This is a genomic window from Aliivibrio friggae (genome assembly GCF_057368515.1).
Window position 1 is genome coordinate 2,356,673 of the sequence record NZ_CM170648.1, and the last position, 19,854, is coordinate 2,376,526.

Below are 19,854 nucleotides of genomic sequence, written 5' to 3' on the forward strand. Positions count from 1 at the left end.
GGCTTCATTTATTGTTATAGGATAGAAGCCTATAATTCATCGTTGATACATTTATTTACGGCCTGAAATTTCAGAACTTGAATTATTTTTTCAAAAAAAAAGCCAAATGTTGTAAATAACATTTGGCTTTAAAATATAATTATTATGAATCAATAATTTAGCTATATATGCTTAATAAGTACTTTATTACGATAATCGCATCGCTTCCATTACGTCTTTCACTTGCTCAACACGAGTAATTAATCGACTAAGGATATCCGCATTAAATACTTCAAGATCAAAGTCCATGATCGTCAGCTGTTTTTTATGATCATTTCGGCTCTTCATTCCTGATACTTTTACTTTTTCATTCGCAAAGAGTGTCGTGAGATCTTTTAATAGACCTGAACGATCCATTGCTGTCACTCGTAGGGTTAAGATATAAGACCCTTCAAAACCACTGCCCCACACCGTATCAATAATACGCTCTGCGGCATGATGACGTAGCTCATTAAGCTGATCACAATCACTACGGTGAACTGAGATACCACGGCCTTGAGTAATATAGCCTGCGATTGGATCACCAGGGATCGGCTGACAACAACGGGCAAGGTGTGTCATTAAGTTATCGACACCTTCTACAACAACCGCATCATTACGTTTCTTATTCTGTGCTTGAGCATGAGCTTGTGCTTTGGCTTCAGACTCTTGCAATTGTTCTAGTGCTTTTTGATCTTCTTGCTCTGCCGTTGGCTTATTGATTAACGCATTAATATGATTAATCACTTGGTTAATACGAAGATCACCACTACCTACACCAGCAAATAACTCATCGGTTGAATTAACATTAAAACGTTTTAAAGCATATCGCTCTGCGTCTTTTAATGTGCCCCCAATCTTCGCTAATTCAGTTTCTAAAATCTCTTTACCTGCATCAAGATTTTTCTCACGACTCTGCTTTCTAAACCATGCGTTGATCTTAGCGCGAGCGCGGCCTGAATTAACAAAACCAAGAGTTGGATTTAACCAATCTCGTGATGGATTCGGTTCTTTTTGGGTAATAATTTCAACTTGATCACCCATAGTTAATTGATGCGTAAATGGAACTATTCGTCCACCTACTTTCCCACCAATACAACGATGTCCCACTTCTGAGTGAATGTGATAAGCAAAATCCAACGGCGTAGCACCCATAGGTAAATCGACTACATCACCGCGTGGCGTAAAGGCATAAACTCGATCATCAAAGACTTGGCTTCGTAGCTCATCCAGCATTTCACCTGAATCAGACATCTCTTCTTGCCAATCAAGCAGCTTACGTAGCCACGTGATTTTTTCATCATAGCCACTGCGACTGCTGTTTGATGAACCTTCTTTGTATTTCCAGTGCGCGGCAACCCCTAACTCAGAGTCTTCATGCATATCCTTAGTACGGATCTGGATCTCAATAGTTTTGCCTTCAGGACCAAGAACAACGGTATGAATTGATTGATAGCCATTAGGTTTTGGGTTCGCGACATAGTCATCAAACTCACTAGGTAAGTGCTTAAATTTAGTATGCACAACCCCAAGAGCGGCATAACAATCTTGCAGTTGGTCAGCGATAATTCGTACCGCACGCACATCAAATAGCTCGTCAAATGCTAAGCTCTTTTTCTGCATCTTGCGCCAAATGCTGTAGATGTGTTTTGGACGGCCGCTCACTTCAGCATTAATGTTGTACTCTTGCATTTCATCACTGAGCCCAGTGACAAAATCCTCGATATACTGCTCACGAACAATACGTCGCTCAGATAACTGTTTAGCTATTTTTTTATAGGTATCTGGATGTTGGTAACGAAAAGAGTAATCTTCGATTTCCCACTTTAATTGACCAATACCTAGGCGGTTTGCTAATGGAGCATATAAGTTATTACACTCTTTTGCTGCAGCACGACGCACTTCATCAGGTTCATTTTTAACTTCACGTAAATTACAGATACGCTCCGCTAATTTTATGATCACACAACGAAAGTCATCCACCATCGCAAGTAGCATTCGGCGGATATTATCCACCTGAGAAGATGCCGACTCCGCATCTACAGACGCATTCAATTGACCAATGGCATCCATCTCTTCAACGCCATCAATCAATTTTTCAATTTCTTTATTGTAGTGCTCAGTTAGCGTTTCTCTGTCTAAAACACCAGAAGAAACCAAAGGGAATAACTGAGCGGCAATAAGTGTTGGCTTGTCCATGCTTAAGGTGATCAATATTTCGATCATCTCACGACCACGCCACAGCAAGAGCTGTCCTTCTTTATGAGAAGCGACTAACTCTTCACATTGCTTATACACCTCAGTCAATTTTTTTGAGGTGTTTTTATCTTGCTCAAGGCTGGTGATCCATTCACCTAACTCGAACGCTTCATTTTCCTTAAGATGTGCTCCGCGAACTGCGACCATGTTCGTTTCCTATAATCCAATTTTATAATGATTCTGTTTGGCTTCCATTTAGCGTCTTTGGTATTTTTTACTACCAGTTATCGCTCAAACAAGGCCATAGATTCTAAATGTCCTGTATGTGGGAACATGTCAAGCATTCCTAGCCTAGTCAGCTTGTAACCGTGTTGAATAAGTAATTGGCTATCGCGTGCAAGTGTTGCCGGATTGCACGATACATAAACCACGGTTTCAGGTTTCAATTTTGCCACAGTTTGCATCACTCCTGCAGCCCCTGCTCTGGCAGGATCGAGTAAAATCTTTGTAAACTTTGTTCTAGACCACACTTGATCATCAATACTTTCTTCTAAATTAGCCTGATAAAATGTGACATTCGATAATTTATTACTTTTGGCATTCTGTTGCGCGCGTTGAACCATTTCATCAACACCTTCAATACCAATGACACTTTCTACTTTTTGAGCCAAAGGTAGACTAAAATTGCCTAAGCCACAAAATAGGTCTAATACGGTGTCATTTTCTTTTAGATCTAACCAAGAAAGAGCTTGATGAACCATCTTTGTATTCACATCACCATTAACTTGAATAAAGTCTTTTGGAGTAAAGTAAATTTTAGCACCATCAATAAGGTAATATGGCTCTTCACCATAAACATGGTTTAAGACATCTGATTCCGGCATTAAATACAAGATCAAATCACGCTCTTCACAATAAGAGAGTAATGCTTGATGGTCAGTTTTATTAAAATCAACCAAATGGCGGATCAATAAGACACTGCCATTATCAGCTTGAACTAACTCTACATGTCCTAGATGCTTTTTCGATTTAAATGAATTTAATAATTCATAAAGTGACGTTAGATGTTGATCAAGTTCATTCACTAATACTGGGCAATGGCGAACATTTACAATCGCTTTGCTTTGCTTCTTACGAAACCCAAAATCAAGCTGATTCGTTTGTTTATTAAACATCAAACTAATACGAGCTCGACGGCGATAGGCTTTGTCATCACCAACAATCGGCTCAACCATCTCACAAGGTTCAACGCCTTGTTTTTGCATTAGCTCTTGCAGCTTAATATTTTTTGCGACAATTTGCTCATCGTGTTGAAGGTGCTGTAAATTGCAACCACCACACTCATGATAATACTCACAAATCGCATCTTGACGCTTTGGGCTTTTTTCCGTCAGCTTGATAAGCTTAGCTCGAGAGTATTGTTTTTTCTGTTCGATAAATTGAATAATCGCTTTTTCTTCAGGTAAAGCACCTTCAATAAATACTGGTCTCTTATCTACAAAAGCGACACCTTCGCCATTGTGATCTAATCGAACCACATCAACAGATTGATGCTTTGTGTTTACTGAAGCTTTCTTTTTAGGTTTGAAGAATTGCGCCATGATTATTGCCTGATTTACCAAAATTAGCGCCATTATACCCAAACAATATTAAGATGTAGTGCAGAATGGGCATTGATTTGTGTTTCAACTTACGATTTCTACATAGAATAATTGAGCTTACTCGTTAACTTGATTAAGCTACGCGCTCAAGGAAGTTAATAAGAACGAATCAATATGACAAAATACGGTTTACGCGCACGTGTTATTACCCTGACACTGGCGCCTACATTAATTATCGGTTTGCTACTTAGTGGCTTCTTTACCATGAATCGATACAATGATTTGGAAGCTCAGCTCATTTCGAGTGGCACCAGCATTATTGAACCGCTAGCCATCTCAAGTGAGTATGGTATGACGGGAAAAAACCGTGAAGCCGTTCGTCGTCTAATAAGCTATGCGCATCGAAAGCACTCTAAAATTGTTCGCAGTATTGCCGTATTTGATGAGCATCACGAACTGTTCGTTACTTCTAACTTCCATCCTAATTTTGAAAGCTTAACGTTTCCTAAAGATAAACCGATCCCACTATTACTTAATATTTCTTTTCAAGAAGAGTCTTTAATATTACGAACGCCTATTCTCCCTGAAGGACAGTTCTCTGCCAATTTTGACGCCTCTCATATCAATGAGCCTCTAGGCTACATCGCCATTGAACTAGACTTATCCAGTCTACGCTTACAGCAGTACCAAGAAATATTCTCTGCCTTGATTGTATTAATCCTTGGATTGAGCTTATCAGGCGTCTTTGCTTATCGTTTGATGCAAGATGTCACTCAGCCTATTTCACACATGGTCAGCGTAGTGGACCGTATTCGTCGTGGCCATTTGAATGTACGAATTGAGAATAAATTGCATGGCGAGCTAGATACCCTTAAAAATGGTATCAATGCGATGGCTATCTCTTTGTCTGAGTATCATGTTGAGATGCAGCAAAGTATCGACCAAGCGACCTCTGATTTACGTGAAACCTTAGAGCAATTAGAAATTCAAAACGTTGAATTAGATATTGCAAAAAAACGTGCTCAAGAAGCGGCGCGGGTTAAGTCAGAGTTCTTAGCAAACATGTCTCACGAGCTAAGAACCCCACTTAATGGTGTGATTGGCTTTACCCGTCAAATGCTAAAAACATCACTGTCTAATAACCAACAAGATTATTTACAAACCATTGAACGTTCAGCAAATAACTTATTAACTATCATCAACGATATTTTAGATTTCTCGAAACTGGAGGCGGGTAAGTTATTACTAGAGAACCTGCCATTTAACTTCCAAGACAGTCTAGATGAAGTGGTTAGCCTACTTGCTCCAAGTGCGCATGAAAAAGGCTTAGAAATTACATTAAAAATTGATCAACGCGTACCTTCTGGGCTTATCGGAGATCCACTTCGAATCCAACAAGTACTTAATAATCTCGTTGGTAACTCAATTAAATTTACCGAAAAAGGCAACATCGATATTTCGGTTGAACTAAAACACTTACATAACGACAGCATTGATCTTCAATTTGTGGTTCGTGATACTGGCATTGGTATTTCAGAGCGCCAACAGGCTCAATTATTCCAAGCATTTAGCCAAGCAGATGCTAGCATTTCACGCCGTTATGGTGGTACTGGTTTAGGCCTAGTTATTACTCAAAAATTAGTGGCTCAAATGGGTGGAGAGATAGGCCTTAGTAGTCGTCTTCACCAAGGTTCAACCTTTTGGTTTACTATCAAAATGAACTCAACAGATCTGCCTATGATTGATGAACGTGATGTTGCCCAATTAGATAAGAAAAAACTGTTATTAATAGAACCAAATATGCAATCAGCTTCTATTTTACAACAGCAATTTATCAATCACGGTGTCTTTGTCACTTACCGCTCAACACTGCCCGATAATATTGAACCTCATGATTTCGCTCTAATCAGCTTAAGCTCGACCGCTAAGCCAACAGCGCAATCATTACAAAAGATCTCAAATAAACTCGCGCCTTATTGCCCAACCGTAATTATCGGCTTACCAAGTACAGAGCTTGCTCTCACTGAGGAGTTAAATCAACAGACTCACATTACTTGTTTATCAAAGCCATTCGCTAAGAAAAAATTGCTTGATGCTTTACTCAACCATAAGCAATTAGAACAAATACCTACTTTACCGGATTTAATGGCCTCTCACGAAGGACCTCAGCGTTTACCGATTAAAGTGATGGCGATTGATGATAATCCAGCAAACCTCAAACTTATTTCTGCTTTATTACACGAACAAGTAGAGACAGTGGTTACCTGTAAAAATGGTATCGATGCGGTGCAACAAGCCACAGAGCAAAAGTTTGATATCATCTTAATGGATATTCAAATGCCAAAAATGGATGGCGTAATGGCATGTAAAGAGATCCGTAAAACGGTCTTAAATGCACAAACTCCTGTGGTTGCAGTTACTGCCCATGCTATGGCTGGCGAACGAGAGCGATTAATCAGCGAAGGCATGGATGACTACCTTACAAAACCAATTGAAGAGCATGTGCTTCAACAAGTCATTATTCACTGGAGTCCGTTAACCGATACGACGGATGTTGAAAAAATAGAGATCTTAGCCGACGAAATTCCTGCACTGCATGTTGAAGAAGCAAGCAGTAATAAGAATAGTAGCATTGATTGGGAAGCCGCATTAAAGCAATCGGCAGGAAAAGAAGATCTCGCTAAAGAAATGCTACAGATGCTGATTGAATTTATTCCAGAGGTCGATGATTGGATTGAAAAGGCCATTGCAGGAAACTCTTCTACTGAAGAGCTTTGTCACTATATACATAAACTGCATGGCAGCAGCTCATATTGTGGTGTTCCAAGATTAAAGCAGCTTTGTAATTTAATTGAAACGGCTCTACGACAAGATAGTTCCATTGAAGAAGTTGAACCTGAACTATTTGAGCTGCAAGACGAAATGACTAAAGTTACACAAGATGCTTCTCAATGCTTGAAATAGCTTAATTCAGGATTCAAAAATAACAGTCGCTACAGCGTAATGACGCTCATCAGAGATAGTAAGGTGAATATGAGAGACACTCTTTTGTTGTGATAAAGCAAGCGCCTTACCTGAGAGTGTTAATAGCGGCTTACCATTCTCATCATTAGAGATTGTAAAATCATGAAAGGTAACACCGTGAGCAATACCGGTACCTAACGCTTTAGAAGCGGCTTCTTTTGCTGCAAAACGTTTAGCTAAGAAACGTCCTTTTTGCTTTAATGATTGATATTTATTAAATTCAGATACACTTAAGATGCGCTCAGCGAACGCATCTCCTGAACGAGAAAGGGCTTTCTCAACCCTTTCTATTTCAGCGATATCAGTCCCTAGACCAACAATTGCCATTACTTACGAGCACCAAGCATAATACGGTGCATATCCGCGACAGCTTTTTCTAAACCATCAAACACTGCACGCCCCATAATTGAGTGGCCGATGTTTAATTCGTAGATTTCTGGCAGAGCTGCAATCGCTTCAACGTTATGATACGTCAAGCCATGACCAGCATTAACAATGAGGCCTTTAGAAGCCGCATAACTTGCGCCTGCTGCGATTTTTTTCAGCTCATCTTGCTGCGCTTCTTCTGTTTTTGCATCAGCGTAAGCACCGGTATGAAGTTCAATATATGGCGCGCCACATTCAACCGCTGCATCAATTTGCTCTTTATCTGCATCAATAAATAGAGACACTTTAATACCTGCATCAGAGAGCGTTGTCGTTGCAGCCTTCACTTTCTCAAGCTGGCCTAAGACATTTAAGCCGCCTTCAGTGGTTAACTCTTCACGCTTCTCTGGTACTAAGCAAACAAATTCAGGTTGTGTTTCAAGCGCAATACCAACCATTTCATCCGTCACTGCCATTTCTAAGTTCATTCGCGTTTGTAGCGTTTCACGCAGAATACGTACATCGCGATCATTAATATGACGACGATCTTCACGCAGATGAATAGTAATACCCGCAGCACCAGCACGCTCTGCGATTTCAGCAGCGTGTACAGGATCTGGATATTTAGTCCCTCTTGCATTTCTAAGGGTGGCTACGTGATCGATATTAACGCCAAGTAAAATTGAACTCATTTTAGAATACTCCTTGTTCTTGGAAGAAACAGTTCCCTACTTTTTAGGGGCTTGCCGCCAAGATACGGCTTTAAGGCTATGCGTGTAAAGCGTTTTGCCGCTTTTAATTGCTCTGGTGTCACAAATCGTCGCTCACTGATAGCAATCAATTCGTTTCCTTTAAAGCTCATTAAGGGATCATGACGAATAGATGCCATAAAACCTTGTTGCTCTCGATAACGATACGTCATCTCTGGAGAAACCATTTCACCACTGCCCGAACAATGTAAAAAATCTACGCCGTAGCCCATTGAAGACAACAAAGCTAATTCAAAACGTCGTAAAGCTGGTTCTGGGTTTTTGGTTTGTGCTAACTCAGTTAACGCGGTGAGGTAGTCTAAAAAAAGAGCTGGATATGGGGTTTCTTGTTCAATCACACGCACCAACAGTTCATTGATATACATGGCTGAATAGAGATTAATACCGGAAAGAGGAATAGCAAGACTGATGCTCTCAGCTTGACGCAATGTTCGCATCGAACCTTTACCCGACCATTTCATAAGTAATGGGGTAAACGCTTGCAATACACCTTTGAGGTTGGAGCGCTTACTTCGCGCACCTTTAGATATAATAGATAAACGGCCATACTCTTCGCTAAATACATCTAAAATAAGACTGCTTTCACTATATGGTCTTCGGTGCAGGACAAAACAACGTTGTAAGCCTTCTTCCACGTTTCTTACCTATAAAAAAGAATGCACTATGCGCTTCGCTAACTATAAACGCTTCGCTTCTAGATACTATAAAAGATGTATTTCGCTATAATAAAAAATCCCAAACAACTTAAATTAATTTGATTAAGTTATTCGGGATCTTGTTCTAGATCTTATCGTTTCTAGTTTCTAGAAATTATAAATCGTCGATGTAGCCTAGAGAACGAAGTGCTCGCTCATCATCAGCCCAACCAGATTTAACTTTAACCCAAAGCTCTAAATACACTTTACGGTCAAACAAGCCTTCCATATCAATACGAGCTTCACGACCAATAACCTTGATCTTCTCGCCATTCTTACCAACAACCATTTTCTTTTGACCTAAACGCTCAACAAGAATAAGACCGTTAATATGGAAGCCATCCATCTTAGGGTTGTAATCAAAACGTTCGATTTCAACAGTAACAGAATATGGCAATTCTTCACCCGTAAAACGCATTAGCTTTTCACGAATAATTTCAGACGCCATGAAACGTTGAGAACGATCAGTTACATACTCTTCAGGGAAGTGATGTACTGCTTTTGGTAAATACTGACGAACCAACTTTTGCACAAAATCAACGTTTGAACCTGATTTTGCAGAGATTGGCACAACATCTACAAAGTCCATTTTTTCAGTCATGGTTTGAAGATGCTGCATAACGTCATTTTTATCTTTAACGTTATCCACTTTATTTACTAATAAAACCGTAGGGAATTCCGCTTTTCTCAGCTTGTTCAATACCATTTCATCATCAGGAGTCCAGTGAGTACCATCAACCAAAAATAGAACCAGGTTAACATCACTCAATGATGAGCTTGCTGCACGGTTCATTAAGCGGTTAATTGCACGTTTCTCTTCAATATGAAGACCTGGAGTATCAACGTAAATAGCTTGATAGTCTCCATCCGTATCAACACCCATAATACGGTGACGAGTCGTTTGAGGCTTACGTGAAGTAATCGAAATCTTCTGTCCCAAAATTTGGTTTAGAAGTGTTGACTTACCTACGTTTGGGCGACCAACGATAGCAATAAAGCCACAGTGTTGGTTGTCGCTAGATTCTGTTTTAGCTTCTGATGAGAAGTACGCATCTAGATCAAATTCTTTTTCATCTGACATTAGTTTACTTGTCCTAATGCTATGTCAGCAGCCGACTGTTCTGCCTTGCGGCGGCTACTTCCTTTGCCGATAACAGGCTCATCCAAGCCAGCTACGATACATTCAATAGTGAACTCTTGATTATGAGCTTCACCTTTAATCTTTGTTACTGTGTACGTTGGTAACGGCTTACGACGACCTTGTAGGTACTCTTGAAGACGTGTTTTTGGATCTTTTTGTGACACACCAGGTTCAATTGAATCTAAACGAGTCTTGTACCATGCCAAAATAATCCCACGGATAACTTCAGTGTCGCTATCTAGGTAGATGCCACCAATGATCGCTTCAACCGCATCCGCTAAAATCGAATCACGACGGAAACCACCACTTTTCAATTCACCAGGGCCTAAAAATAGGTAATCACCCAACTGGAATTCACGCCCTAGTTCAGCTAACGTATGGCCACGAACTAAGGTTGCACGCATACGACTCATATCACCTTCGTCCACTTTAGGGAATCGATGATACAACTCATCAGCAATAACAAAACTCAAGATTGAATCACCAAGAAATTCTAGGCGTTCATTATGAGTGCCGTTTGCACTACGATGTGTTAACGCTAATTTTAAAAAGTTTTCATCTTTAAATTGATAGCCAATTTTCTTTTCTAAGCGTTGTAATGAAGAATTCATAATCTTTCAATCAGTCTATGCCACCGATGCGGTTAAAACGCACACCAGTAGGAATAAAGGAAGGCAGCACACTATCGCTACCACGTTCAAATTCAAAGCTGATCCAGATCCCGACCGCTTTACCCACTAAATTCGCTTCAGGAACAAAACCCCAATAACGACTGTCGGCACTGTTGTCACGATTATCGCCCATCACAAAGTAGTTACCTTCTGGTACAACCCATTCATTGTAACCTGGTCGTGGTTGGTACATAGATACACGATCAGCTCTCATAGGGTTAACCAAAATATCATGCGTTGTCTCTTTTGCTAACTGCTCGGTATATTGAACTAAGTTAGTACGATCTTGCATGAATTCACTGTCTTTCATGTTCGTTAACGGGATGATATTACACTTGCTCTCGCCTTTTGGCTTAATACACAACTGTTTTGAAGAACTGTAAATAACAGTATCACCTGGTTTACCGACTACACGTTTAATATAGTCTATATTTGGTTGTGGCGGATATTTAAAAACAACAACATCACCACGTTCAGGCTTACCCGTCTCTACAAGTTGTGAACGCCAAACTGGATCTTTAATTCCATAAGAGAATTTTTCGACCAAGATAAAATCACCGACTAAAAGCGTCGGCATCATCGAACCGGATGGGATCTGGAACGGCTCATAAATAAATGAGCGCAACACTAAAACAAGGCCAATCACTGGAAAAATAGAAACAGATTGCTCTATCCATGCAGGTTGTGGGGCAACTTTTGCGAGTGTTGCTTCATCAACTTGTCCATTCGCTTGCTCACTTGCTGCTGCAATTTTTAGTTTGCGCTTTGGTGCCCATACGAATTTATCAATAGCCCAAACAACACCCGTAAATAGTGTTACTAGAACTAATATAAGTGAAAAAGTGTTAGCCATTTCATTCCCTTAAGTTAAGTGTTGCAATAACAAAGAAAGCGAAGACCATTGATCATCGCTTTCTTTGAGCTGTAATAAAGTTTAATTTATATCACTCTGAATAATCAGAAATAAAAAACTAATCTTTACCTACATGAAGAATCGCAAGGAAAGCTTCTTGAGGTAATTCAACATTACCAATCTGCTTCATACGTTTCTTACCTTCTTTCTGCTTCTTCAACAGTTTTTTCTTACGGCTGATATCACCACCGTAACATTTTGCGATTACGTTTTTACGTAATTGCTTCACTGTTGAACGCGCAATAATGTGAGCACCAATCGCAGCTTGAATAGCAATATCAAACATTTGACGAGGGATGAATTCTTTCATCTTCTCAACCAATAAACGACCACGGCTTTGTGCATTCTCATGGTGAGTAATGATCGCTAGTGCGTCAACTCTGTCGCCATTGATTAACACATCTACACGTACCATGTTAGATACTTCATAACGCTGGAAGTTGTAATCCAGTGACGCGTAGCCACGAGAGGTTGATTTCAAACGGTCAAAGAAATCTAGAACAACTTCAGACATAGGAACATCATACGTCAGTGCAACTTGGTTACCGTGATAAACCATATCAACTTGGATACCACGTTTTTCAACACATAACGTAATTACATTACCTAAATACTCAGCTGGAACTAAAATATTACAACGAGCGATAGGTTCACGAATTTCTTCTAAGTCGTTTACAGCAGGTAGTTTTGATGGGCTATCTACATACAGTAAATCACCATTATTCAATACTACTTCATAAACTACTGTCGGTGCTGTTGTTATTAGATCAAGATCATATTCACGCTCTAAACGCTCTTGAATAATCTCCATATGCAGCATTCCAAGGAAGCCACAACGGAAACCAAACCCAAGTGCTGCAGAGCTTTCTGGTTCATAGAAAAGCGATGCATCGTTTAGACTTAACTTACCTAATGCATCACGGAAGTTTTCGTAATCATCAGAAGATACTGGGAACAGACCTGCATATACCTGTGGTTTCACTTTTTTGAAACCAGGTAGGCGTTCTTCACAACCGCCTTTAGCGTGTGTTAGCGTATCACCTACAGGTGCGCCTAGAATGTCTTTAATACCACAAACAACCCAGCCAACTTCACCGGTATTTAATCCATCAGTATCAATTTGTTTTGGTGTAAAGATACCAATGCGGTCAATACCCCAAACTTGGCCTGTGCTCATTACTTTGATTTTGTCATTTTTCTTAAGTGAGCCATGTTTAACTCGAACTAAAGAAACAACACCTAAGTAGTTATCAAACCATGAATCAATAATTAGGGCTTGTGTTGGGCCTTCAGGATCACCTTCTGGTGCTGGAATTGATTTAACGATAGTTTCAAGAACTTCATCAACACCTAAGCCTGTTTTTGCAGAACAACGCGTTGCTTCCATCGCGTCAATGCCTACGATTTCTTCAATTTCTTCTGCAACACGTTCTGGATCAGCCGCAGGTAAATCAATCTTATTTAAGATTGGAACTACTTCTAAATCCATTTCAATTGCGGTGTAACAGTTTGCTAAAGTCTGTGCTTCTACACCTTGACCTGCATCGACTACCAATAATGCGCCTTCACAAGCGGCAAGTGAACGCGATACTTCATAAGAGAAGTCAACGTGTCCTGGTGTATCGATGAAGTTTAGTTGATAGGTTTCACCGTCTTTCGCCGTATAGTCTAGAGTAACACTCTGGGCTTTAATGGTAATACCACGTTCACGTTCTAGATCCATTGAATCAAGAACTTGTGCTGCCATTTCACGGTCTGACAGGCCACCACAAACTTGGATTAGGCGGTCAGATAGTGTTGATTTACCGTGATCGATATGGGCAATAATAGAAAAATTACGAATATGCTTCATGAATGACGTGACAAACTCAATTAGTTAATGGGATTGGATCGTGAGATCAAGTAATGGGATTCTACCCAATTTCCTCGCAAGTCGCTATCTTATCCTGCAGCATTTACTGAGATAGTGTCAGAAATCGGCTCACCAAGGATACGAACGAGGCTAACTTGTTGTTCTGTGTTCTGTTCAATTCGATGAGAAAGGCGTTTCGCAATAAAATATCCTCCCCACGCTGAAAGTGCTGAAATGGCAATGGTTGTGATTTCACCAATACCAATTAATGGAGAGATTAGCCACTCCGAAAATAGTGCACCAAACAGAAGAAAAAATAACGGCACCAGATAAACAATAGCGGCAGATTGCAGTAAATTCTTTTCTGGCAATCCGATTTCAACCATTTGCCCTACCGTCAGTTTCTTATCTGTATGAAAAGCCCAGTGGTGGACTTTTCCCGGAAGCACTTTTGATACGATACCAGTACCGCAGGAATCTTTAGAAGAACAATGATTACAGCTACTCTTCTGCTGGCAGCCGACAACGACTATATCGTTTTGGATTTCAAGTACCGTTGCTAATGCGGTCATCATTATAATTACTTCGCCTCGCTGTCTACTTCTGAAGTACGAAATACAATAGATTTAGCAATACGCTTTGCCGTTATCGCAGGAATATCCCCGACGACACTAATTTCATAGTCGCCTTGAACATAACTATATAACGAACGTCTGCCTTGTTGGATCGATTGCTCTGTATGGCTAAGTTTATCCGCTTCTGAAATATAGACCGAAAAATTAAATAAGCCATCAGAATACATTTGGCTCTCAACTGAACGTTGATTCATAGCCAAACGATAACGTTTGAAATCGCTCTCTTTAAAGCCATTTGGCACCCAACTAACACTCCACATCGCTTGGTCTTGCGTTGTTGGTAATGGCGATACCACTTTAGGTAACTCAGCATCACCTAAACGTTGCTTCATATAATCCGAAATTTGATCATTGACGGTATATGACACTACGCGATATTGCTCAATGATGTCACCATCACGGCTTACTAGGTCGGTACGTAGTGGTAAGTTACTACGCTCGTCAATCCATACTATATAAGAGTAACGCGTTCCATCCTTTGACACGATCCGTATCACTTGCGCAGGTGAACCCGCCTCTCTTGCTCTTCCCATTGAAACAAAATCATAATATTTATTAAGGGGGACTATATCCTTATGCAACAAAGGAATAATTGGAGCAACAATGGACTCAGATTGTATTGAAAAAGGTTTACTGCCCTGCTCTAAATATGAAATTTCGTCATTACGGCGAATAACTTCACGCATCGAACCACTTAAATAGACCAAGTGAGATAACGTCATGTTGTCAGTATGAGAATGACGGTACATAAAAGGTTCAATGCTATTTTTCTTAACTAAAATATAAGAAAGTTCATAATTTAGTTTATGACTCGCCTCTCCCATTTGATGCAACAAAGCCTCAGCAGAAGGCGTTTCTTCCGCTGAGGCTGTTATTGGAAAGAAGCTGATCAAAGCGATAAAGCTGATCAGGATACGTTTCATTATTCTGCCAATGTTGTATTTGTCTCTAATAAATTACGATCAATAGAACCATCGTGAGCATTTAAGCGAAGTTGTAATTCATAATCTTGCAGCATCGCATTAATGCGTTTACGCTGCTCCATCACATCTGCTTCTGTTGATGTTTTCTTAACCAAAGAGTCTCGAGTTAAGCTTACTGGCTCAGCCGTTCCACTAAATGGAATTGTATCAAGGACCTGAATATCTCCACTTGATGGGATAATACTCGAATCTGCCCCATTATATTGCTGTACACCAACAATAACGACTAATGAGAAGCATGCTGCCATCGCAACTTGGCTAAACTGAGTTAACCAAGTTGGCAACGTTTTCTTTGCCTCATTAGGGGTCGGCTGCGAAGGCATAAACTCCGTCACAGTCTCATTCATTTGATGAACAGGTTCATCCTCAAGAGCAAGCGCAACACTAGCGGAAATATCCCACGCTTTAGCTTCTGGCGCTTCGCCTCTCATTACATCACCAATTAAATGGTAATTTTTCCAGGTTTCTGTATTTTCTTCACGCGACAACGATTCAATGAACGCATTGTCCATCTCTTCATTATCAATAAACGCAGAAATTTTTTCTTTATCAGTCATTGTCTTCACCGTTTGACCGTTGGAAAATAATTAACGCTGCATCAGCGGTTGGATCTTTTTCTCAACAACTTCACGAGCTCGGAAAATACGCGAACGAACCGTACCAACCGGACACTCCATTACAGCAGCAATATCTTCATAACTTAAGCCTTCTAGCTCTCGCAGTGTAATTGCTGTTTTTAAATCTTCTGGTAAACCATCAATTGTCGAAAATACAATTTGTCGTAATTCTTCAGTTAATGATAAATTTTCTGGATTAGTGACTTCTTTTAGTGCACTAGCCCCTTCATAATATTCAGCTTCTTCGGCATCAACATCCGATGCTGGCGGTCTGCGTCCTTGAGCGACAAGGTAATTCTTTGCTGTATTCACTGCAATGCGATACAACCAGGTGTAAAATGCACTGTCACCACGAAAAGTCGGTAACGCTCGATACGCTTTAATAAACGCTTCTTGCGCGACATCTGGCACATCACCACTGTTTTTTACATAACGAGCAACAAGACTACATACTTTGTTTTGGTATTTAATTACCAAATGGTTAAAGGCTTGCTTGTCACCACGCTGAACACGCTCAATTAAAACTTGATCTGTTAACTGCTCACTCATTGGAGCGGGTACTCCCATGTTATTCTTCTTAGATGCGCATAAAGTTTAGATTACGCAAATAACTGACAGTAAATCAGCTATACCACGATTAACTTGAGCACTATGTATGAGTTTCTAATCTTTAGAAAGTTCCTTTATTATTACATTTTTTTATCAATTTAATAGTTCAATGATTGATTTAAGGATATTTTTACCTCGTTTTAACCTCTCACTTTCTATTTTTTATTCTTGATATTTAAGATTCCACCTCAAAATGTGACGCTGCTGTCTAGATTCTGATAAAATGATCGGATTATCACAGGAAAATGATGAATATATGAACATAACCAATGAACACAGTTGCGACGTTTTAGTCATAGGCAGTGGTGCTGCTGGTCTTTCACTTGCACTTAGAGTCGCACCACATGGAAAGGTGATCGTTTTAAGTAAAGGCCCTCGTAATGAAGGCTCTACCTACTACGCTCAAGGTGGCATTGCTGCCGTATTTGATGAAAGTGATACCGTAGAGTCTCATGTAGATGACACCCTTATTGCAGGTGCTCATATTTGTGATAAAGATGTTGTCACCTTTATTGCTGAAAATGCGAAGCATTGCGTTCAATGGTTAATTGATGGCGGAGTTCCTTTTGATCATGATGATGAAAAAGAAACCGACATTACCGATCCAAAATTTCATTTAACTCGTGAAGGTGGTCATAGCCATCGCCGCATTCTGCACGCCGCAGATGCTACGGGTAAAGCGATGCAAAATTCACTACAAGACAACGTCCTAAACCACCCTAACATCACTATTTTTGAACGCCACAATGCGCTCGACTTAATCACTGAAGATAAAGTTGGCGGAGAAGCAGATAAAGTCGTTGGGGCTTATATTTGGAACCGTGATGCAGAACATGTTGAAACCGTTCGCGCTAAGTTTGTGGTTTTAGCAACAGGTGGCGCCTCTAAAGTTTACCAGTACACGTCTAACCCTGATGTATCTTCAGGTGATGGGATTGCGATGGCTTGGCGTGCCGGTTGTCGTGTAGCAAACTTAGAATTCAACCAATTTCACCCTACGTGCCTATTCCATCCAGATGCACGTAACTTCTTGATGACAGAAGCTCTTCGCGGTGAAGGCGCTTATCTACGTCGTCCAGATGGTACACGTTTTATGCCTGACTTTGATGATCGTGGTGAGCTTGCTCCTCGTGATGTCGTGGCTCGTGCTATCGACTTTGAAATGAAACGTTTAGGTGCTGATTGCATGTACTTAGACATTAGCCATAAACCAAAAGACTTTATTCACCATCACTTCCCTACCATTAATGAAAAACTGCTTTCATTTGGTATTGATATGACTAAAGAGCCTATTCCAATCGTGCCTGCTGCTCACTATACCTGCGGTGGTGTTATGGTTGATAAACAAGGCCAAACAGATATTGATGGTCTATTTGCGATTGGTGAGGTGAGTTATACGGGTCTTCATGGCGCAAACCGTTTAGCTTCGAACTCTCTGTTAGAGTGCGTTGTTTATGCATGGTCTGCTGCAGAAAATATTATTAAAGACATGAATAACCGAGATCTTCCACCATCATTGCCAGCATGGGATGAAAGCCAGGTTGAATGCTCTGATGAAGAAGTTGTGATTCAACACAACTGGCATGAATTGCGTTTATTTATGTGGGATTACATGGGAATTGTTCGTACTGATAAGCGTTTAGAGCGAGCGCTTCGTCGTATTCAATTATTGAAACAAGAAACCCATGATTACTATAGTAATTTCCGCGTTTCTAATAACTTGATCGAACTGCGAAATCTGCTTGATGTATCTGAATTAATGGTACGTTGCGCGATGGAGCGTAAAGAAAGCTGTGGTTTACATTACACGCTAGATTACCCTGAAGCACTTGAAGAATCAGGTCCAACAATTCTAACACCTAAAAGCTTCAACTAATCATCTCTAAATACCACACTCTACGTATTGCTAGGGTGTGGTCTATCTTAAAAGCACACTGAATTGATGCTGTTCATTTATCCCCATCGAATCCTGAAATAGATAAAAATACTGCCCTACATAATCATTATGCGCATGAATAATAATTATATTTTTACTCACCCAAAAAACACGCGTAACAATCCAATCTCGATGATAATCAGAAGGATTTCTTACAAACGTGTAATCGCCTTGTCGTTCTAGTAATTGGTGATAAATAGACGTGATATGTCGATGTATAAAATAAAACAGGAGGGGGATCAGAGGAAATAGAATTGCATCCATCAATACCATCACCCACCCGATGCAAAAATAACAACCATGCAATGTAAGGTAGGCGATAGATGAAAAGTTAAGAGTGACCTTAACGGAGCTTACTGAGGTTATGCTCAACGATCTTATCAATCATAGACGCATGAGCAAGATTATCACTGCGTCCGTGGCCCATGATCCATGTAAATAAATCAGGATCATCGCACTCTAATAATGAAACAAAGTTTTGCTGTTCAGCTTCTGTTAGCTCCTCAAAACATTCGTCAAAAAATGGCATCACTACCACATCTAATTCCAGCATCCCACGACGGCAAGCCCACTTTACTCGTGCTTTCTCTTCGACACTATACATACTGTACCTAGTTTAAAAATAGAAATAACTCACTGGAGTCTACCAGTCTCTTTCTACGACAACCATGATCTAAAGTCACAAGATGAAGAAGATGAGACATAAAACTACTTGTTTCTTTTTACTGACATTTAAAATGCAGACATTTACTATAAGGGAAATGACCTAACCAAATAAGAATGTAATGATGAGCACTTTATTCCCAGAATTATCCATTAAAAAAGACGCTACCTTACCAAGCTTTGCCATTTCAGAATTGAATAATTGGGCATTAATTACCATGGTAGGTAACGATAAAAAATCCTATCTACATGGCCAAATTACTTGCGATGTAGTGGCGTTAGCTCAAGATGAGATAACGTTTGGTGGCCACTGTGATGCTAAAGGTAAGTTATGGAGTATCTTTCAGCTTTTCCATCACAACGAAGGTTATGCCTTATTTCAACGTAAAAGTGCGATTGAAACTGAATTAACTGAAATCAAAAAATATTCAGTATTTTCTAAAGTTGATATCACTATATCTGACGATGTATTACTAGGCTTTACCGGACAAGAAGCAGAAGCTTGGATTAATGAGAATACAGATTCACAAAGCTTTGTTCGTACCTCTCAATTTGGTACTTTTGCAAAAACAGGTGAGTCACAATGGCTACTAGTGACAACAAATGAACATAAAGAAGCTCTACTATCATCATTAACTCAAGCAACCCTATGTGATGAATCCTTGTGGGAGCTTTACACTATTCAACAGGGCCTTCCTCTACTTGATAAACCATTAGTTAATGAGCATATTCCTCAAGCAATGAACTTGCAGGCTATTGGTGGCATTAGCTTTAAAAAAGGCTGCTATACCGGCCAAGAAACTGTCGCAAGAGCTAAGTACCGAGGCATAAATAAGCGAGCAATGTATCTTGTTTCTGGTCAATCAGAACAAGCTCCAGTTGCTGGCGATGCCATTGAGCGTAGTGTTGGTGAAAACTGGCGTAAAGGCGGAACGATTGTTTCTGCTTTCCGTTACGAAGATGGCCATACCCTTGCCTTAGCTATTCTTCCAAATGATCTTGATGATGACACTCAATTCAAGCTTCAAGAGTCTATTTGGGAGAAAATGTCTCTTCCATACTCTCTTGATGACGAATAAGACGATTATTTTCGTATCAAAAATAAGATTAATTTACACGATTGCATTTTATTATTGATCTTAAACGCAGATTTCAGCCAAC

At 40.0% G+C, this 19,854-nt stretch carries 17 protein-coding genes; 3 read left to right on the forward strand and 14 right to left on the reverse strand.

Features of this window, described 5'->3' with window-relative positions; translation table 11 throughout:
- Positions 1 to 186: 186 nt before the first annotated feature.
- Together relA and rlmD are read right to left on the reverse strand one after the other, a co-directional pair.
- Positions 187 to 2,424, reverse strand: a complete 2,238-nt coding sequence (relA, locus tag AC2INI_RS10970; protein ID WP_486304832.1) for a GTP diphosphokinase — start codon at positions 2,422 to 2,424, stop codon at positions 187 to 189.
- 77 nt (positions 2,425 to 2,501) lie between these two features.
- Positions 2,502 to 3,818 (reverse strand): 23S rRNA (uracil(1939)-C(5))-methyltransferase RlmD, encoded by a 1,317-nt coding sequence (rlmD, locus tag AC2INI_RS10975; protein WP_486304833.1) that lies wholly within the window; start codon positions 3,816 to 3,818, stop codon positions 2,502 to 2,504.
- A 174-nt stretch (positions 3,819 to 3,992) separates the two neighbouring features.
- Here rlmD and barA point away from each other — a divergent pair, with 174 nt between their 5' ends.
- Positions 3,993 to 6,782: a two-component sensor histidine kinase BarA gene (gene barA / locus AC2INI_RS10980; RefSeq protein ID WP_486304834.1), complete on the forward strand. Its 2,790-nt coding sequence runs from the start codon at positions 3,993 to 3,995 to the stop codon at positions 6,780 to 6,782.
- 6 nt (positions 6,783 to 6,788) lie between these two features.
- On the opposite strand, the gene acpS is transcribed toward barA, so the two are convergent.
- The 11 genes from acpS to rpoE all read right to left on the reverse strand — a co-directional run bounded on the left by acpS (position 6,789) and on the right by rpoE (position 16,034).
- A complete protein-coding gene (gene acpS, locus AC2INI_RS10985; RefSeq protein ID WP_446704626.1) occupies positions 6,789 to 7,169 on the reverse strand; it encodes a holo-ACP synthase in 381 nt (126 codons plus the stop codon).
- The gene (pdxJ, locus tag AC2INI_RS10990; RefSeq protein ID WP_122036309.1) at positions 7,169 to 7,900 is read right to left on the reverse strand and encodes a pyridoxine 5'-phosphate synthase; all 732 of its coding nucleotides are present in this window, start codon (positions 7,898 to 7,900) and stop codon (positions 7,169 to 7,171) included. The genes acpS and pdxJ overlap by 1 nt, the downstream gene beginning before the upstream one ends.
- Complete coding sequence (recO, locus tag AC2INI_RS10995) at positions 7,897 to 8,613, reverse strand: DNA repair protein RecO (protein ID WP_486304835.1); 717 nt, start codon at positions 8,611 to 8,613, stop codon at positions 7,897 to 7,899. Before recO ends, pdxJ begins: the two co-directional genes overlap by 4 nt.
- Before the next feature lie 175 nt (positions 8,614 to 8,788).
- Positions 8,789 to 9,754 carry a GTPase Era gene (gene era, locus AC2INI_RS11000; protein ID WP_122036305.1) on the reverse strand — a complete coding sequence of 322 codons (966 nt, stop codon included), beginning with the start codon at positions 9,752 to 9,754 and terminating at the stop codon, positions 8,789 to 8,791.
- A complete protein-coding gene (rnc, locus tag AC2INI_RS11005) occupies positions 9,754 to 10,425 on the reverse strand; it encodes a ribonuclease III (protein WP_122036303.1) in 672 nt (223 codons plus the stop codon). The genes era and rnc overlap by 1 nt, the downstream gene beginning before the upstream one ends.
- 10 nt (positions 10,426 to 10,435) lie before the next feature.
- Positions 10,436 to 11,338, reverse strand: a complete 903-nt coding sequence (gene lepB / locus AC2INI_RS11010; protein WP_486304836.1) for a signal peptidase I — start codon at positions 11,336 to 11,338, stop codon at positions 10,436 to 10,438.
- Positions 11,339 to 11,456: 118 nt separating this feature from the next.
- The gene (lepA, locus tag AC2INI_RS11015; RefSeq protein WP_061003173.1) at positions 11,457 to 13,250 is read right to left on the reverse strand and encodes a translation elongation factor 4; all 1,794 of its coding nucleotides are present in this window, start codon (positions 13,248 to 13,250) and stop codon (positions 11,457 to 11,459) included.
- An 89-nt stretch (positions 13,251 to 13,339) separates the two neighbouring features.
- Positions 13,340 to 13,825, reverse strand: a complete 486-nt coding sequence (locus AC2INI_RS11020; RefSeq protein WP_486304837.1) for a SoxR reducing system RseC family protein — start codon at positions 13,823 to 13,825, stop codon at positions 13,340 to 13,342.
- Positions 13,826 to 13,830: 5 nt separating this feature from the next.
- Positions 13,831 to 14,808 carry a sigma-E factor regulatory protein RseB gene (gene rseB, locus AC2INI_RS11025; RefSeq protein WP_486304838.1) on the reverse strand — a complete coding sequence of 326 codons (978 nt, stop codon included), beginning with the start codon at positions 14,806 to 14,808 and terminating at the stop codon, positions 13,831 to 13,833.
- The gene (locus AC2INI_RS11030; protein ID WP_486304839.1) at positions 14,808 to 15,425 is read right to left on the reverse strand and encodes an RseA family anti-sigma factor; all 618 of its coding nucleotides are present in this window, start codon (positions 15,423 to 15,425) and stop codon (positions 14,808 to 14,810) included. The genes rseB and AC2INI_RS11030 overlap by 1 nt, the downstream gene beginning before the upstream one ends.
- A 30-nt stretch (positions 15,426 to 15,455) precedes the next feature.
- Complete coding sequence (rpoE, locus tag AC2INI_RS11035) at positions 15,456 to 16,034, reverse strand: RNA polymerase sigma factor RpoE (protein WP_122036448.1); 579 nt, start codon at positions 16,032 to 16,034, stop codon at positions 15,456 to 15,458.
- 316 nt (positions 16,035 to 16,350) lie between these two features.
- Between rpoE and nadB the strand changes: the two genes are divergently transcribed.
- Positions 16,351 to 17,970 (forward strand): L-aspartate oxidase, encoded by a 1,620-nt coding sequence (gene nadB / locus AC2INI_RS11040; RefSeq protein WP_486304840.1) that lies wholly within the window; start codon positions 16,351 to 16,353, stop codon positions 17,968 to 17,970.
- Between the two features lie 403 nt (positions 17,971 to 18,373).
- On the opposite strand, the gene AC2INI_RS11045 is transcribed toward nadB, so the two are convergent.
- Entirely contained in the window at positions 18,374 to 18,634 is a 261-nt protein-coding gene (locus AC2INI_RS11045) for an FAD assembly factor SdhE (protein ID WP_122036290.1), read from the reverse strand.
- A gap of 181 nt (positions 18,635 to 18,815) precedes the next feature.
- Here AC2INI_RS11045 and ygfZ point away from each other — a divergent pair, with 181 nt between their 5' ends.
- On the forward strand, positions 18,816 to 19,772 hold the full coding sequence (gene ygfZ, locus AC2INI_RS11050) for a tRNA-modifying protein YgfZ (RefSeq protein ID WP_122036288.1): 957 nt from the start codon (positions 18,816 to 18,818) through the stop codon (positions 19,770 to 19,772).
- Positions 19,773 to 19,854 lie beyond the last annotated feature (82 nt).

Bases quoted from the DNA above. Each gene is read 5' to 3' on its own strand.
- relA (WP_486304832.1), bottom strand. From the start codon at position 2,424: ATGGTCGCAGTTCGCGGAGCACATCTTAAGGAAAATGAAGCGTTCGAG.
- pdxJ (WP_122036309.1), bottom strand. From the start codon at position 7,900: ATGAGTTCAATTTTACTTGGCGTTAATATCGATCACGTAGCCACCCTT.
- lepA (WP_061003173.1), bottom strand. From the start codon at position 13,250: ATGAAGCATATTCGTAATTTTTCTATTATTGCCCATATCGATCACGGT.
- AC2INI_RS11020 (WP_486304837.1), bottom strand. From the start codon at position 13,825: ATGATGACCGCATTAGCAACGGTACTTGAAATCCAAAACGATATAGTC.
- lepB (WP_486304836.1), bottom strand. From the start codon at position 11,338: ATGGCTAACACTTTTTCACTTATATTAGTTCTAGTAACACTATTTACG.
- rseB (WP_486304838.1), bottom strand. From the start codon at position 14,808: ATGAAACGTATCCTGATCAGCTTTATCGCTTTGATCAGCTTCTTTCCA.
- rpoE (WP_122036448.1), bottom strand. From the start codon at position 16,034: ATGAGTGAGCAGTTAACAGATCAAGTTTTAATTGAGCGTGTTCAGCGT.
- rnc (WP_122036303.1), bottom strand. From the start codon at position 10,425: ATGAATTCTTCATTACAACGCTTAGAAAAGAAAATTGGCTATCAATTT.
- nadB (WP_486304840.1), top strand. From the start codon at position 16,351: ATGAACATAACCAATGAACACAGTTGCGACGTTTTAGTCATAGGCAGT.
- barA (WP_486304834.1), top strand. From the start codon at position 3,993: ATGACAAAATACGGTTTACGCGCACGTGTTATTACCCTGACACTGGCG.
- acpS (WP_446704626.1), bottom strand. From the start codon at position 7,169: ATGGCAATTGTTGGTCTAGGGACTGATATCGCTGAAATAGAAAGGGTT.
- era (WP_122036305.1), bottom strand. From the start codon at position 9,754: ATGTCAGATGAAAAAGAATTTGATCTAGATGCGTACTTCTCATCAGAA.
- AC2INI_RS11045 (WP_122036290.1), bottom strand. From the start codon at position 18,634: ATGTATAGTGTCGAAGAGAAAGCACGAGTAAAGTGGGCTTGCCGTCGT.
- rlmD (WP_486304833.1), bottom strand. From the start codon at position 3,818: ATGGCGCAATTCTTCAAACCTAAAAAGAAAGCTTCAGTAAACACAAAG.
- ygfZ (WP_122036288.1), top strand. From the start codon at position 18,816: ATGATGAGCACTTTATTCCCAGAATTATCCATTAAAAAAGACGCTACC.
- AC2INI_RS11030 (WP_486304839.1), bottom strand. From the start codon at position 15,425: ATGACTGATAAAGAAAAAATTTCTGCGTTTATTGATAATGAAGAGATG.